The sequence below is a fragment of the Reichenbachiella agarivorans genome, from assembly GCF_025502585.1.
GTDB classification, from domain to species: Bacteria; Bacteroidota; Bacteroidia; order Cytophagales; family Cyclobacteriaceae; genus Reichenbachiella; species Reichenbachiella agarivorans.
Window position 1 is genome coordinate 1,636,659 of record NZ_CP106679.1, and the last position, 14,116, is coordinate 1,650,774.

Consider the following 14,116-nt stretch of genomic DNA (forward strand, 5'->3'; position numbering starts at 1 on the left):
TTGTCACTCTGAGGCTCTCGAAGAGTAGACAAGCCGTACCGAAGCATCAGCACTTCCTGTCTACTCTGGTTAGAAAGCACTTTTGGGAATTGAACTCAGCTCAATAGGACATTTCCAGGATCTTTTCAGCTACTTGTGGTGTGATGTCACCATGTTCTCCGAGTTTGGATAGACCATGATCCTGGAGGCTTTGCGCAGCTTTGGCAGCAAATCCTTGATAGTCGTCGGTATAGTCTCTTAGCCTGGTTTTGATGCCCAAGGATTGGTAAAAGGTCTCTGTTTTTTTGATTGCAGCTTTGGCTTTTTCTTCTACTGTACCTGTGCTGATGCCCCAGATACGTTCGGCATATTGTGCCAATTTTTCTTTCTTCTTGTCAAACTGATGATGGTAGGCATTGGGCAATACGATAGCCAATGTCCGGGCATGGTCTACGCCATAGTGGGCGGTGATTTCGTGAGCGATCATGTGTACACTCCAATCGGTTGGTACCCCTTTTTGAATCAGGCCATTGAGTGCCAGGGTACAGCACCACATGAAGTTGGCGGCTACTTCGTAGTTGCTGGGGTCTTTCATGATGCGTGGAGCTACTTCTATCAAAGTCTGCATGATGGATTCAGAAAAGCGATCTTGTAGATGTGCCTCAGTAGGGTAGGTCATATACTGCTCCAAGACATGTGTGTAGGCATCTGCCACGCCATTGGCGAGTTGTCTCTCAGGGATGGATGCCACGACTGATGGATCACAGATGGAAAACTGTGGAAACAAGCCAGGTCCTCCCATGGCTAATTTTTCGTTGGTTTCTGCTCGGCTGACAACTGCTCCGCTGTTCATTTCACTCCCTGTGGCGGGTAGTGTGAGGATGGTTCCAAATGGCATGCCTTTGACTGTACGAATCCTGTTGGCCAAAATATCCCATGGAGAGTCTCCCTCATACATGGCAGCGGAGGACAAGAATTTGGTGCCATCTATGACGGATCCACCACCTACTGCGAGTAGGAAATCAATTTTCTCAGATTGAATCACTTCCAGTGCTTTCAACAACGTGCTGTATTGAGGGTTGGCTTCTATACCTGCAAACTCGATGACTTCAAAACCTTTTAGCGCAGCAATGGTCTGATCATATACGCCATTGCTTTTGATACTGCCACCACCATAGATCACGAGGACTTTGCTGCCTGCGGGAATGAGCGTGCTGATTTTGGTGATTTGGCCTTTGCCAAAGATGAGATTGGTGGGATTGTATAATTCAAAATTCTTCATTTTGCTTTTTTATTGTTAGTCAGTTCAACTGAACTCGTTTCCTAAAGGTTTTGGTGTTTGCAGGGTCTGGAAAAAGAAAAGCCCTAATCTGTAGAGATTGGGGCTTTTCTTTTCTTTATATGAAGACAAACATTAGAATGCCTCTTTTGCTACTGTCTTGCCAAGAGTTTTCCCTGTTTTGGCAAATGCCTCTGCGATTCTATATGATGAGTCAAAGTCATAACCCATCGCGTCTTGTCCAGGAGCCATACTCATATCAACAACAGCAACTTCTTTACCATCTACTGTAAAAGTAGCCGTGGTACTCAAATAAGCTGGTTTTCTTTGTACGCCTACATTATAGCCAGGATCTAAATAATAGACATTAAGAGTAATGGTACAAGTAGCATCTGCATTATCTCTACTTGCAGTTACTCCATTGCCAGACAATACGTCATTGAAGAGTTCTTCGAACTTATCGAAGAATTTGCCGCCTTCTTTGTTTTCTTGCCATTTTGCTGCCCATGCGTCACCTGTACCCGCCTCTTTCTTATTCTTTTTTTCTATGTTTTCTGCAACATAATCTGCTTCAGATTTTTTCCCAAGTTTCAAATTATCATCATAGGTATATACCATGTTGAAAGATTTGTTTCCGGCTACATCTTTTAATTTTCCGGAAGTGACTTTGAGTTTTTGTGCCTGCGTACCCAACGCAAACAAGACAAGTACTGCAACGAGTACTGGCTTAAGGTTAAAATTCATAATATCGGTTCTTTAGTTTTATTGATTATTCAAATTACAAATGTTTTCGAATAATCAATAAAGAATGCTCCCTTTTTATCCATATGAAATAAGAGCAATAGGTTGATGGATATGAAGGTCAATGAGGAGAACATTTCACTACAAGTAGCTATCGCTTTCACTACAGGTAGCGATTGATACAGTCCAAATATGCTCGCACTTTTGCATTGTTTAGAATTAATCTAAATAATGGAAGAGACAGTATTGAACAAACTCACGATTATAACCCTGATGTTTTTGCTTTGTAGAGGAGCAGCACTTGGACAGGATCTGGAATTCCAGTTTCTGGATCACGAAAGCCATGAGCCCATCGTTGGGATGGTAGTGCTGCTCCGATCTACTGCCACTGAGCAACTGAGTCAGGGGGTCACAGACCTAGAGGGTATCTACAGGACACAAATGCCCTGGCCTGTGGAGATAGAGACAAAGCACCTCAGTTATGAGCCTCATCACCAGACGATTGCATCAGGTCATCGGCATGTATTTCATGTCCGAGCCAATGCTACTGTGATGGAAGATGTCACAGTGACCTCAGACCCTTATCAAAACTATTCTACCAACAAGGATTTGTTTGTAGTGGAAGAGATGAGCAGACAGATGATCGATCAACTGGGTGGCAATGATCTCGGTGACTTGCTCAACTTCAACGCTAACATCTCTGTCACTCCAGATGCGGGTACGGGGCGATCTACCGTCAGTATGTTTGGTCTGAGTGGGGAATATGTCAAAATACTCTTAGACAATGTGCCCATCGTGAGTGACAATGGGGTGGGCAATGATATCGACATCACACAAATCAATCTGGACAATGTAGAAAGAATAGAAGTGGTAGAAGGGTCGATGGGCGTCATGTATGGATCGAATGCCGTAGCGGGCATCATCAACATCATTACCAAAAAGGACTTGAACGAAAGGCTCATCGTCAAAGCGTCTGTCCAAGAAGAAACAGTGGGCGGTGAGTACAACTGGTCTGATGAGGGGCGACACATCCAGCGCGTGAGTATTGCTGGCAGGGTCAATGATAAATTGAGCCTTTTGGCCTATGCCAATCACAACGATTTCAAAGGATTCAAAAATGATCAGAGGGGAAAAAATTACTACGGAGACGAGGGTGTCAGAGGGTACGAGTGGAATCCCAAAGAGCAGTTCAACCTCAATGGAACTCTTCGTTTTGCCATTTCTCCAGCTACGGCATTGAGTTACAAATTTGCCTTCTATGACGAGGAGTTGGTTATTTATGACACGACTCTCATAGGCGGAGTGGGTGTAGATGGATTGCCCGAATACAAAGCCAAGGATCAAAGTTTCATGACCAAGCGTCAAGTGCATGGTTTGACTTTTGATCAACGCTTTGGTGAGGTTCCTCTCACGGTTTTTGTTTCCTATCAAAACCAAACTCGATACAACGAGCAATACACCTATGACCTGGAAAATCAAATCAAGGTCAGTACAACAGGGCTGACCAAGAATCAATCCAGCGAACTTATTTACTCAAAAGGGGTGGTTAGCAACCTTTTTCCAACGAGAGGCTGGCTCAGCCTGACGACTGGATATGAGCTCGACTATCAAAGTGGCTATGATGCGATTGCCAGTGGTGCCTACTCTAGCAAGGTCTCCGAGCAAAGTCTCAGAAATACGGATTTCTTTTTGCAAAGTGATTTCAACATGGGTACAAATTGGAAGGTATCACCTGGTGTCAGAATCAACAACAATTCAGTTTATGACAATCACCTGATTTGGTCGCTATCAAGCGTGCTTAAGCTCCCCGCCAATGTGGAAACTCAATTGGTAATAGGGTCAGCTTACAAAACACCGAACTACACACAACTTTTCATGTATTTCGTAGATGCCAATCATGACGTGACGGGCAACGCTGACCTAGACCCAGAGGATGGCATCTCCATTTTGCTCAACCTGAGTAAAAAGGGTAAAATGGGTTTGGTGACTTTCAAAAGCGAACTGAAAGGCTACCATTTCAACATCAAAGACAAGATTGATCTGGCCCTCGTCACAGATTCTGATCCCAACACAAGCGCAGACATCCAGCGATCCACCTATCTGAATATCAACCAATATCAGACGCTGGGTATATCGACTAACAATCATATACAGATCAAGAACTTGTCTGTTCAACTAGGAGCGGCTTATACGGGCGTCAGACAATCGATCCAATCAGAAGAAACAGATGAGGACTACCTCTTTACGCTCACTGGTACAGGACAAGTCGCATATCAATTGCCCAAGCAGGGCATAAGCATGGCGTTGAATTTCAAATACAATGGGCCAAATGAGCGATATGATCAGAATGATGATGGAATCAACAAAGTAATTTTGGACTCCTTTTCTTTTCTGGATGCCAGTGTTCAAAAGCATTTTTTTGACTGCTCTCTGGAAGTCAAACTCGGTGCAAGAAACTTGCTGGACGTAGTCTCTGTCAATGCCTCAGGATCATCCTCTGGAGGATTTCATGATAGCTCTGCACCGACCAGCCAGCTCTTTGCCTATGGCAGATCGTATTTCATCAACCTCGCCTACACCTTCAAAAAGTAAGAATTTAATCACTCACAAATCAATAAAATAATGTTAACTAAAATCACATATAAAACACTTTCCATCCTAGCCGTACTCTCGATCCTCTTCAGTGCATGTAGCACCGACGAGGGCGTGGAGAGAATATTCGAGGCTGCTTTTCAGACCAACAGCCTGGGACTCGGTGCTGCCGATGAGAGTAAAGACATAGTCGTCAATTTTTCGATCCCTACGATTCAAGAAACAACCGTGACGATCGAGGTGACCGAAAATGGAGTTAGCTACGGTTCGGATTACGAAACTGAGCCTGTAGCGAGCGAGGGAACGATCACTGTCACAGTACCTGCAGGAGCAACGAGTGCTCAAATCACAGTGACACGATTGGTGGATTTCTTGCCAGCGGGCAACTCTATCGACCTTACATTGGCTTCTATTGCTGGAGAAGAATCTCCTGAGATCGTGGGCAATGCCAAAGTTTCGATTCTCTTCGAGGAGGTAGTGTCTACAGGAGGAACGATCGATTTGCTCACCGGTGGGTCCAACATGCCCAACCAGTGCTACATCGACTTGAGCAACTATACCCAGACGGCGGTCAGAAGAGACACTTGGGAGTTGGCCTTTTATTCAGGAGCTGAGAACAAGGTGTTCTTGAATGCTGCCTTGCTGGTATCAGCGGCTGAGTTGGTAGAATCTACAGACATAGATGCGGTCAATTCTGAAACTGTATTTGCGACAGCTCTGGAATTGTCTTCGTATGGTCAACCTGTCACAGTCAACAATGTGTCAGAGTTGAAACCAGGGATTCCGGTCGGATACTACATGTATGGCAACTACACAGACAACAAGGCTGGTACTGAGACAGCGATCAAAGCAATCTCCGCGACAGATGCTGAAAACAAAGTCTACATCGTATCCCTCGGTTACAGCATACCGGAGGAATCTGAAGGTTCATTGAAAACTACTGAGGATGAAAGAGGACTTTACAAAATAAGAGTACTCCTAGATGGTGAAAACTACAAGCTGCAATATGCCGAACTAGATGCTACTACTCATCAAGAAGTGACCATCAGCAAAGATGCCAGCAACAACCATGTTTTCTTCAGCTTGGTCGATGAAAAAACAGTCGTAGTAGAGCCAGCCAAATCATCTTGGGATATCAACTTCTCAGGCGTGTTTTCATACTTCGAAGGGGGCTTTGGTTTGACTTACTCTGATTATGCCTTGCATAACACACTAGGAGGCACGGGTCTGTATCAGGTACTCAATGCAAGCGATGTGCCGTCTTATGATGATTTTACCTTGGCAGATGTAGAGGAGATGGCTTTCGTTTATGACAACAGAGCTGTCATAGGCAGCGACTGGAGAAACTCAGGGTACAACTCGCCAGCTACGCTCAAAGACGATAGATACTATGTAGTCAAAGACGTAGAAGGGAACTACTTCAAATTGAAATTTACGAGGTTGTCTAGTGAAACAGGTGTTCGTGGACATTCACAGTTTGTGTACGAACTCCTTTAAATCCAGTAGCCTTGAAAGAGATCATCATTGTAATAATCAGAATAGCACTAGGCGCGTTGCTTGTGTATGGAGGAGTCAACAAGTTCATCCCCAAAGCACCGAGACCTAGCAGCACAGAGGTCAGCACGGAGGTGCCGGATCATGTGATTCATATCAAAGCTTTTATAGGTGGATTGAAGCAAAGCGGATATTTCTGGCCCTTCTTGGGCATCGCAGAGATTGTCTGTGGATTGCTACTCATCAGCCAAGTATTGTCCCTAATGGGTGCCGTGATGACGGTACCCATTACACTCAATATTTTCCTGTTTCACCTTTTCCTTGAACCACACGATTTGCCAGAGTTATTGCTCACAGGGCTGTGTCTGGCTGCCAACATAAGTCTATTGGCTTATGATTACCACAGATTGAAATGGATTTTTATACCAAATACAATAAAACTATGAAGCAAATAATAGGACTCCTGCTGGCACTGATCACGGTCTCTGCCACGGCTCAAAACAAGAAAAAACAAGACATAGAGGCGATCAATGCCATGTGTGGTTGCTACGAAGTAGTATTCAACTTTGCGGAGACTTTCTCTCCCAACAAGGAATACAAGTTCTATGACAACTACAAAACTGGCGCATTGGAGTATGTCATCCCTGTAGAGAATGGCAAAGACAAAATCGTCTTGCAGCATCTCTTGGTGATAGGCGATACCATGATCATCAAGCACTGGAGACAGGATTGGCTCTACGAAAACACAGATCTGTATGAGTATGACAAAAATAGCACTTGGAAGTACACCAGCCTCGCTCCTAAATCTGTGACAGGCCAGTGGACTCAAAAAGTCTACCAGGTAGATGACAGCCCGAGATATGAAGGTTCTGCGACTTGGGTACACTACGATGGCAAGCACTATTGGGAAAACACCGCCGATGCACCGCTGCCTCGTCGTGACCATACCAAAAGGAGTGATTACAATGTCATGGTGCGTACCAACAGACAGGAGATCACTAGCTATGGCTGGCTACATGAGCAGGACAATGACAAAGTCCAGCGCGAGGACGATGGCGAAACACTCATCGCACAAGAAAAGGGCTGGAACACCTACACCAAAGTAGAGGATAGCAAATGTCAGGTAGCCCAGCAGTGGTGGAACAGCAACCAGGTCTATTGGGCAGATGTGCGTACTGTATGGGACGAGCTATTTGCTACCAAGAAGGACATCGCACTCAACATGAAAGTGGGCGATCAGGTATTGTTTTCTCGGTTGTTTGGATTGGAAAAAGAAATGATGGCTGCTGATGTCTATGATTCGGAATTGGCCAAGACCAAAATCCGTGAGGCCATACAATTGCACCTCAAAAGCGATCAGCTACTGAGCGCGAGATAAATAATCGAAGCAAAAATAGGTTCTACCATAAATCAAAAAAACCACTTCTTCCCAAGGAGATTATTTCCCCCTTTGGAGGGGGTGGGGGGAGGAATTATCGAGGTTTGTAAACCCTTGCTGAATCAAATGGCTCTTATTGAATAAGCGTAGAACATATAATATTACTGTCATTTCGATCGGTAGGAAGAAACTTAGTTGCTTTCTGAGACATCGTATTAAGGTTTCTCCTACCATCGAATTGATGAATTACTTTTTCACTTTCAACTCCTATCCAACTATGAGTAAATGCAAAGCCGTAGCACTAGTAGAAGGAGCCAACTATTGCATCAGTCGCTGTACGGGCTGTGGTAGATTTGGCATCTATTACAAAAACGTCCTCATTGGATTCAGTCAGCGAGATTTCATGAATTTTAGCAAGCGCTATTGTGAGATAGAGTTCCATGATCACGTGATGCTCTTTCCAGACATGGTGGAGCGGGTTCTGATCAAAACGCCTCACCCTGAGATCCAGCTCAATCTCGATTATCATGAGTTTGAGGAGCTCGGGGATATCCTACAGCAGTGTGGATTGATCCTGGAGGCGAGGGCATTGGTATAGTGGTGGTGGAGGTTGATAGATTTGTAACTTAGGTTGTGTACAGAGACCAACCAACTTCCTATCTTTGCCGTATCATTTTTGACAAATAGATCACAGACATGGCAATATCCTCAACGCTCGTTTACAAGACAGACAAAGAATTTGAAGCAACCAACCAGGCAGGCAATACCGTCAAGATGGACATGTATCCTCAGGACGAAAAGCAGAATCAGTCTCCGATGGATTTGGTGTTGTCAGCATTGGCGGGATGTGCTGCCGTGGATATTGTGTCGATGATCAAAAAGCGCAGAAAGACCTTCGTCGATCTCAAAGTAGAGTCAGTGGGCGAGCGTGCCGAAGGCCACCCAGCCAAGTTCACCAAGATCCACAAAAAATTCATCATCACCTCACCAGACCTCACCGACAAAGAAGCCGAGCGCATCATCGACCTAGCCGTCGAGAGTTACTGTAGTGTTGCATCGTCTCTCTCTCCTGAGATAGACATGACCCATAGTTTCGAGATTTTGAAGGGGTAAGTAACGACTTCTTATGTAGATGTCAATTCTTTGTACACTTCCCTGATCTTCTGACACAGTTTACTGAACTGACTTTACTGTATTCATCACGAAATAATATTCTGTCCTGCATACTTTCTAATTTCCCTACAAAATATTATTCTTTCCTGCAAGAATTTTATGTGTCCTGCATGCCTGATGAGTCGTCCTGCGTGACTTATGACCCTTCCTGCATGACTTGTGACCTGTCCTGCATGACTTTGCACTCTTCCTGCGCGACTTTGACCCAGTCCTACAGAATATTATTTCGTCCTGCGGGGATTTTGTGTGTCCTACAGCTGTTTACCTATTTTAACTGCCAGCGAGGCGGTGATGAAAAAATTGCTGTTGGAGAATTCTTCGCCGTTGTTGAAGATATCGTCGGGGCTGCTGAAGTAGCGGCCTTCTACTCTGCACATGACTTTTGGGTCTGGCTGGTAGTCGAGATTCCAAGAGACACTGGTTGTTTTGAATCCTAAACCTGTGCCCGTCGGCACTGCCACCTCATGACTGTCGTTGAAGTATTCTCCTCGTAGTGCCGTACCCCATTGGTCATCGATCTGGTAGTGGGCAATCACCACAGGAGCAACCCAACTGTCATAGCTATCGCTGCCTATGGCGGTTTGTTGCCAACCCACATCGACTCCAGCGATTAGGTTGAGTTTGTCGGAGAGTTTGAAAGTACCGAAGAAGTCGTTGAAGTAGCGCATGCGACGAGTAGTATCAGGGTCATCTGTACCGATGAAGGTGCTCCAGTTGAGCAGGATGTTGTCGTTGGGCATAAATTGAATTTGCGATCCCATCGACACCAGACTGTTGCCCGGGATGCGCTGGATGTGTTGCCAACCGTTGGAAGCCAATACTAGAAATGACCATTTGTCGGATGGCGTGTAGGTCAACTTGGCACCTGAAAGGTAGTAGGGAGACTCCTCCGATATCAGACAGCGTGTCAAGGTATAGTTGTCAATTGACATGGCACTTTCGAATCCCAGATTGGAGGCAAACACCCCGGCATCCAGCCATAGATTGCCAGATTGAGTGAGTGCCACGCCCGCATAGGCTTCATGCAGATGCTGGAGCAAATCTTGCTCTGCACTGTAGTTGTCTTGCGGATAGGTACCTGCTTGGAGTGTCACCACGGCATGGTAGCGATCTGTCTCCATGGCCATGCGGATCAGTGCCAGGTTGATGTTGAACTCATTGTGTCTGTTGTGGTTGTAGAAGAACGACTGGCGATAACCCTGCGTCGGTCTATCAAAATCATAGCTATAATAGGTATCTACAAAGGCACTGATGCTCAATGGAGAAGTTTGTTCTTCACTGTCTTGTGCTATAAGATGGGTCGGAATATAGCAGACAGTACACATCATGATTGTACTGAATATTCTTTGGAGCTTGTTCATTGGGTCGTTTGGTTTTGATGTTTCAAGTCTGGTTTGAAATTAACCAAAAGACATCTGAGTGACAACCGAAACCAAAAAGTATGTCATATTATTTTATGTCATAGAGCATGAAATAATGTAAGCATATGATTTTAAGTCCAAATCAAGTACACGATCAACAGCATCCAAACCAAGGTCAGCATGGGAGGGATGACTTTGCTGAGTAGTTGATTGACCGAAATCTTGGATAGATAGTTGGTATAGAGTTTTCTGCGTTCGCAATAGCTCTCGTCATTGTCTCTCAGGTAGTTTTTGACTGTGTCTAGCATGTGGTGTTCTTTGGATTGAATCAACCACCAAATGAGGGTAATGAGTCCTCCAAAGATGCAGAAGGCTAGCAAGATGATGTGGTCATTGCCCTGACCGATCCCGTTGACTGTAGCTGCCAAAAGTATCGATTGGAACAACAGGAAAAAATTGAGGCGATTGTTGAAGTTGAGTTCGAGAATTTGACGGTGCGTCCATGCCCGATTGAGGTCTTCTGGTTTCATGATGTCGAGTAGAAAAATTAGGCGTCAAAAACTGACTGAAGATAAAGATACCTATTGGACGGTAGATAGAAAGAATCCATAGATCGAAATTTGGAGATGAAAGAAGATTGAGGGGACACAATATGTCCCCTCTTTCCAAATCAAAGGCGAATTACTTCACCTTCTAACCAATCTAACTAACTTATTTTTCAATACATTTTTCCCTTGCATTCAAGCATCTCTCCTATTCTCAATTGGAAGTTTTGAATCGACGAAGTTGATAGGACAGCGTCAGCATAAAATACTGCTGGAGTACCTGAGTTCTTACTTCCTCGATGTATCCTGGGTTGATAGACTGAGAAAAGCTCTGGTTTTGTCCCAGCAGGTCAAAGACGGAGAGTTCTACCTCGGCTTGGTCATTCTTCAAGAATTTTTTCGCCACACTCATATTCCAGAGGACGTAGTCTGTGTCAAATGAATCATTGACACCTTGGTATTTTTGGTAATAGATGTCATTCCTAAACACGAATCCATCTCCAAATATCCAGTTGATTTTGGCACCTGTCGTTTGGGTGATGTAGTTGCTGTTGGAGTTGGATTGGATCGTATTGATCACCTGATTGGCACTTACATCATAATAGATGTTGAAATCTATCTTCTCACTAAAATTGCTCGCCAAAGCCAGATTCAAATTGCCACTGTAGGTATTGGCGATGTTGAGGATGTCATTGGTCATACCTGGTTTTCTACTGTAGTTCAGCCCTACGCTGGTGTTCAGGTTGGACTTGATTTTAGAAACCAGCACGCTGTATGTTGTGTTGTTGTTGACATTCCAATAGCCGTTTAGGTTGATAGGTGCTGAAACCTGCGCACCTTTTTGTACCACGATTCCTCCTGCATAGACCGAATCCTTTTCTGTAAAGGAAATACCATTGGTCATGTAGTTGAGGGTCGTTTCTACGCGTGTAAAATTAGATAGTGAACGATTCTTGTCTGTATTGGCTTTTCTCAATCTCATGATCAGCGAGTGAGTATAGCTTTGTTTCAGCTCAGGGTTACCTGTGGAGATAAACAGCGGGTTGCTGTTGTCAATTACGTTTTGTAGTTGGTTGACAGATGGGGTGGAGGTATTGGTGCTGTATCGGATGAATAAATCTGCTCCACCTTTGAATTCTAATCTACCCATAGCAAAAGGTAGGATGCTGTTGAATCCATTTGAATATTGTCCTTCTTGTGGCAGTTCCTGTTGGTTGTTGAGTGTGGCATATTGATAGGCTAACCCAAACCTATAGAAAGTACCCATACCTCGGTTGGCAAATGCTATCTCAGTTTGGTGCGTTGTGTATGCACTGTTGAAATGATTGGATAGGGTACTGTTAAAGATTTTTCCTCCCGTATCAGGATTCAAAATGTAAGTATCCTTGTCAGATGATCTGTCATTGTAACTGAGCTCGTAGGTAGCTGACAATTGACCATTGTTCCCGATAGGTTCAGTATAGCCAAGTGTACTCCCGATAGTGTAATCAATCTCATGGGTGAGGTATTGAGTCACTGAGTCGAGGGTAAAATCTTCGTAGTAGTTTTCTCGATCTGTATCTTTGTATTGAGTTCGCAATTCGACTGACGCGGTTCTGCCTATCTTTTCAAACTTGTGCATGTAGCTCATATAGTTGTCGATGTTGTAGGCATTGTTTTCACTCTTGTAGTTGTTCTCCGTTTGGTTGACAGTAGCACCAGCCTCATCGGTAGTCAGACCATTGGTGTACTTGAGACTTTTGTTGTTTTGAAAACTCACTTTGGGGATGATGACTACCTTGTTGTTGTCATTGATGTCATAATTGATCCGACTGTTGAATCGGTGATTCAGGTTGTCGGTATTAGAGTCTTGTGTCTGGTCATAGTACTGGGTGCTGTCTCCTAGGAAAGTCTCTCGTCCAGTCACTTCATCCTGACTATTGGCGGTTTGGTTGTAGAAATAACTGCCTTCAAATTTCACTTTCTTTCCCCAATCATCCGTGAAATTGAGCCCAACAGAATTGGTTTGAGTGATACCATTTTGCGTCCCTGTCATGAGGTTGTTGTTGTTTCCACGTCGGAAACCTCCACCACTTCCTTCTATGCCTGCCAAGTCTTCAGAACTGAAATTCTGTTGGTTGATGTCGTTGGACATGCCTATGACGGTCAATCTTTGGTCACCTTTGAAGGAGTTGACATTGACACCTGCTTTGTAGTGATCATCGGTACCATAGCCTGCGTATGCTTTGCCAAACTGTCCGTTTTTCTTTCCTTCCTTGGTCACGACGTTCATGGTCTTGACTGTATTGCCATCATCGAACCCAGTAAACTGAGACTTTTCACTTTTCTGATCAAAAACTTCCACCTTTTTTACTATTTCGGCAGGGATTGTATTGAGAGAAAGCAGAGGGTCCTGTCCAAAGAATCTTTTTCCATCCAAAAGGACTTGCTCGACGGTTTCTCCGTTGGAGGTCACACCTGTCGCATCTATCACGATACCAGGCATTTTTTTGACCAAATCCGCCGTACTGGCATCAGGATTTACTTTGTAGGCATCGGCATTGTACTGGACAGTATCACCTTTTTGCTCCATGGCGACTACTGCACCCTGGATTTCTATCCCGTCTAGCACCTGTTGGTCTTGTTCGAGCAGGATGTTCCCAAAATTCATTTCCGCTTCGTTGATTCTGACTGTTCTTGAGTAGGGCTTGTATCCCAGACTCTTGATATTGAGTTTGTAGAAGGCATGTTCTGCCTTGGGGATCAAAAATATGCCTTCCACATCGGTGACGGCATACCTAGATCTGGTAGAATCCTTGATATTGTAGAGCTGCACGGTAGCACCGATGATCATGGAACCATCTGTTTTGTCTACCAATCGACCAAATACTTGGCTGGTTTCTACTTGCGCAAAGGAGTGAATACTGCAAAACAGAATCGCGATTAGAAATGAGATTTTCTTCATTATTGAGGAGCTTGATCTGAGGGTCTGTTTTCTTGTCTCTCTTGCATTCGTTTGCGCTGTGCCTCGGTGATTTCGACATAGACTGCATATTGGTCTTCTCTGAGGATGTCTTTCATCAGTTCGTCTTTTTCCAATCTGAGCGCTTCCATTTTCTGACGCATTTCATCCCTGTTTCTATTTTGTCTTCCCTCTTCAAAAGTTTCGATAATGGATTGAGCAAATTCATCATATACACCATCTATGATGAGTTTTTGGTCATCTGATAGGCCTTCTGCCTTGCTGTACAAATTTTGTTTCTCTCTCATGACCATATCTTTGGGGTCCATTCTACCTCCTGGCTGAGCTTGGCTATGAAAACTGATCATGGTCACTAGGACTATGAGGGTGCTGAGTACTTTTAACTTCATCATGTGTTGTATAATTTTTTAGCTTAGATGCCTTCGCTACGCAATACTTGCGCTTGATTTTGTATTTTTTTTGAAGCACCCCATAAAAGCTATTTACCCTTTGTGTTTTATGAGAGGGCTAGGATCAAAATTGCAGATATAGGCAATGATATTGAGCCATATATACCCACTACCACGGATGTTTTTTGTGAGGGTATTCCTAGAGATTTGTAAATGGATTGAA

Annotated in this window: 12 protein-coding genes; 6 read left to right on the forward strand and 6 right to left on the reverse strand. The window is 44.2% G+C overall.

The features are described from left to right. Positions 1 to 100: 100 nt before the first annotated feature. Positions 101 to 1,261 carry an iron-containing alcohol dehydrogenase gene (locus N6H18_RS06865; protein WP_262311100.1) on the reverse strand — a complete coding sequence of 387 codons (1,161 nt, stop codon included), beginning with the start codon at positions 1,259 to 1,261 and terminating at the stop codon, positions 101 to 103. Positions 1,262 to 1,393: 132 nt separating this feature from the next. After that, the gene (locus N6H18_RS06870; protein WP_262311101.1) at positions 1,394 to 2,002 is read right to left on the reverse strand and encodes a hypothetical protein; all 609 of its coding nucleotides are present in this window, start codon (positions 2,000 to 2,002) and stop codon (positions 1,394 to 1,396) included. Between the two features lie 228 nt (positions 2,003 to 2,230). On the opposite strand from N6H18_RS06870, the gene N6H18_RS06875 reads away from it, so the two are divergent. The 6 genes from N6H18_RS06875 (at position 2,231) to N6H18_RS06900 (ending at position 8,576) form a co-directional block, all read left to right on the forward strand. After that, a complete protein-coding gene (locus N6H18_RS06875; protein WP_262311102.1) occupies positions 2,231 to 4,591 on the forward strand; it encodes a TonB-dependent receptor plug domain-containing protein in 2,361 nt (786 codons plus the stop codon). 30 nt (positions 4,592 to 4,621) lie between these two features. Beyond that, positions 4,622 to 6,088 carry an HmuY family protein gene (locus tag N6H18_RS06880; protein WP_262311103.1) on the forward strand — a complete coding sequence of 489 codons (1,467 nt, stop codon included), beginning with the start codon at positions 4,622 to 4,624 and terminating at the stop codon, positions 6,086 to 6,088. A gap of 11 nt (positions 6,089 to 6,099) precedes the next feature. Continuing rightward, entirely contained in the window at positions 6,100 to 6,531 is a 432-nt protein-coding gene (locus N6H18_RS06885) for a DoxX family membrane protein (RefSeq protein ID WP_262311104.1), read from the forward strand. After that, positions 6,528 to 7,463 carry a DUF6607 family protein gene (locus N6H18_RS06890; protein ID WP_262311105.1) on the forward strand — a complete coding sequence of 312 codons (936 nt, stop codon included), beginning with the start codon at positions 6,528 to 6,530 and terminating at the stop codon, positions 7,461 to 7,463. The genes N6H18_RS06885 and N6H18_RS06890 overlap by 4 nt, the downstream gene beginning before the upstream one ends. Before the next feature lie 277 nt (positions 7,464 to 7,740). Beyond that, entirely contained in the window at positions 7,741 to 8,061 is a 321-nt protein-coding gene (locus tag N6H18_RS06895; RefSeq protein WP_262311106.1) for a DUF6686 family protein, read from the forward strand. 98 nt (positions 8,062 to 8,159) lie between these two features. Continuing rightward, positions 8,160 to 8,576, forward strand: a complete 417-nt coding sequence (locus tag N6H18_RS06900; protein ID WP_262311107.1) for an OsmC family protein — start codon at positions 8,160 to 8,162, stop codon at positions 8,574 to 8,576. A 311-nt stretch (positions 8,577 to 8,887) separates the two neighbouring features. On the opposite strand, the gene N6H18_RS06905 is transcribed toward N6H18_RS06900, so the two are convergent. From N6H18_RS06905 to N6H18_RS06920, 4 genes are all read right to left on the reverse strand, one after another. After that, positions 8,888 to 9,997: a porin gene (locus N6H18_RS06905; RefSeq protein ID WP_262311108.1), complete on the reverse strand. Its 1,110-nt coding sequence runs from the start codon at positions 9,995 to 9,997 to the stop codon at positions 8,888 to 8,890. 131 nt (positions 9,998 to 10,128) lie between these two features. After that, positions 10,129 to 10,527, reverse strand: a complete 399-nt coding sequence (locus N6H18_RS06910; RefSeq protein WP_262311109.1) for a RipA family octameric membrane protein — start codon at positions 10,525 to 10,527, stop codon at positions 10,129 to 10,131. Between the two features lie 229 nt (positions 10,528 to 10,756). After that, positions 10,757 to 13,486 (reverse strand): outer membrane beta-barrel protein, encoded by a 2,730-nt coding sequence (locus tag N6H18_RS06915; protein ID WP_262311110.1) that lies wholly within the window; start codon positions 13,484 to 13,486, stop codon positions 10,757 to 10,759. Next, positions 13,486 to 13,896 carry a hypothetical protein gene (locus N6H18_RS06920; protein ID WP_262311111.1) on the reverse strand — a complete coding sequence of 137 codons (411 nt, stop codon included), beginning with the start codon at positions 13,894 to 13,896 and terminating at the stop codon, positions 13,486 to 13,488. The genes N6H18_RS06915 and N6H18_RS06920 overlap by 1 nt, the downstream gene beginning before the upstream one ends. Positions 13,897 to 14,116: the final 220 nt, after the last annotated feature.